Origin of the sequence: Daeguia caeni, assembly GCF_042653845.1 — a bacterium.
Taxonomy (GTDB): domain Bacteria; phylum Pseudomonadota; class Alphaproteobacteria; order Rhizobiales; family Rhizobiaceae; genus Brucella; species Brucella caeni.
The window spans coordinates 1-2,089 of sequence record NZ_JBHSEL010000002.1; the positions used below are offsets into that span (position 1 = coordinate 1).

Here is a 2,089-nt window from a genome sequence, read left to right on the forward strand (position 1 = left end):
GCTCCGCCTTACGGCCTTCCGCCAGCCGTGTTACTGTAACCAGCATTTCATTGATAAGATCGAGCAATCCGTTGTCTCGCATCTGACCTGCCCCCCCGGTCGTCCCTCGTTCATAACGAGAGTCCTTGGGGTTGATAGTGGTCGGTTTCGGATGTGGCAAGCGCGCCGGGCGCGGAGCTCTCAGATTGCTCAAGAGCCCGGCGCGCTTGTGCTGGCGTTTGGTTGCCCAGCGAGGAATGCGGCCTGACGTTGTTGTAGTCGTAGCGCCACAGGGCCAACTTTCGGCGGGCATCAGCCAGTCTGTCGAAGATCTCCTCGTTCAAGCATTCGTCGCGCAGGCTGCCATTGAAGGACTCGATGTAGCCGTTCTGCTGCGGCTTGCCGGGATCGATGTAATGCCATTTGACGCCGTTCTCGTTGGCCCACTTCAGGATCGCCTTGCTGGTGAACTCGGTTCCGTTGTCCGAGACGATGCAGGCGGGCTTGCCATAAATCCTGACTAGGGCATCGAGTTCACGCGCCACCCTGGCCCCCGATATGCTGGTGTCGGCAATCAGGGCCAAGTTCTCGCGGCAGCAATCGTCGTTGACCGCCAGAATGCGGAACTTGCGGCATGCCCCGAACGTGTCGGACAGGAAGTCTAGGGACCAGCGCTGGTTCGGCCGCAGCGGCACCGGCATTGGTGTCCGACTGCCGCGTGCCCGTTTGCGGCCACGACGGCGGCGCACTGACAGACCCTCTTCCCGGTAGATGCGGTAGAGCTTCTTTTCGTTCATGATCATGCCTTTGCGCTCCAGCATGATGCCCACACGCCGATACCCGAAGCGACGACGCTTCTCGGCGATCTTGTGCATCTCCTCACGGATTTCCGGGTTGTCGGGCGGCCTGTTCCGCCGCACCGTCTTCGGATCGACACCGATCAGGACGCAGGCCCGGCGTTGAGAGATCGGATGATCCGTCATCGCCCGCAGNTCCTTGATCATCCCGATGATCTGCGCCTCGGTAAAACGGCTTTTCCTCATCTCGTCTGCTCCTTCTCAGGTTCGGCAGACTCTACATCACAGCGAGGGAACTTCCGGGGGGCAGGTCAGGCGTTGATGTCGGACAAGATGCCATAACAAAAAAGCCGCCCGACTGGAGCCGGGCGGCTTAATACGTTTTCAGATTGGAATTAGAACTTGTAGTTCAGGCCAACGCGAACCGTGTGGAACTTAACTTTGTTGTCGAGGTTAAAGCTGCCATCTTCATCAGCGTAGCTGATCAGATTACGCTTACCCAGATCAGTATAAAGGTATTCCGACTTGAGCGTCCAATTGTTTGTGAATGCGTATTCCGCACCAGCGCCAATTGTCCAACCGGCTTTTGTTTTCGAGGAAGAAATTCCACCTCCGGTACCATCCAAGTCAAAATCAGCATACGACTTCACTTTACCGTATGCGAGACCACCAGTACCGTAAACAAGCAGACGTTCCGTTGCGGTGTAACCGAGACGTGCGCGAACCGTACCAAACCATTCAACCTTGGTTCCAGCTTTACCAGAGATGCCGTTGAAACCATCAAAGGCGTTGAATTTAACTTCGCCCTTTACATTCGAACCTTGGAAATCAGCTTCTGCACCGAGCACAAAACCGTTATCAAACTGATAGTTGTAACCAGCCTGTACGCCGCCGACAAAGCCACTTGAAGTTACATCAAGCGAACCATCCGCGTTTCTTTCAATGTCGCCATCATCAATGGTAAGTGCAAACGGGTGCTTAAATTTACCGCCTGCATAACCAGCATTGATACCGATATAGCCACCGGTCCACGAGAATGTATCTGGAGCGATTACTGCAACTTCTTCCGCAATGATTGCGTCAGCTGCATAAGCAGTAGTTGCTGCGAGAGACATCGCTGCGGAAATCAAAAGTAACTTCATTGGAAAACTCCCCTTACGTTGGAGTTTCTTCTTACACTGACTCGGAACACGTGTATGTGATAAAAATACAACTCGTAAGGATATTCTCCTTAAGAGCCCGACCGAAAATTAAGTTGAGCGATTTCAGTAGTTTATGATTCTCTATGTTTGCAAAAACTACGGAGGATCAGA

The 2,089-nt window shown here is 53.6% G+C and carries 1 protein-coding gene and 1 pseudogene; both read right to left on the reverse strand.

What is annotated here, in order from left to right; genetic code table 11:
• Window positions 1-110: 110 nt before the first annotated feature.
• Window positions 111-971, reverse strand: a pseudogene (locus ACFO1V_RS00930) (IS3 family transposase); the annotation flags it as partial.
• A gap of 200 nt (window positions 972-1,171) precedes the next feature.
• Window positions 1,172-1,918, reverse strand: coding sequence for an outer membrane protein (locus ACFO1V_RS00935; RefSeq protein ID WP_374834789.1), 747 nt, complete (start codon window positions 1,916-1,918; stop codon window positions 1,172-1,174).
• Window positions 1,919-2,089 lie beyond the last annotated feature (171 nt).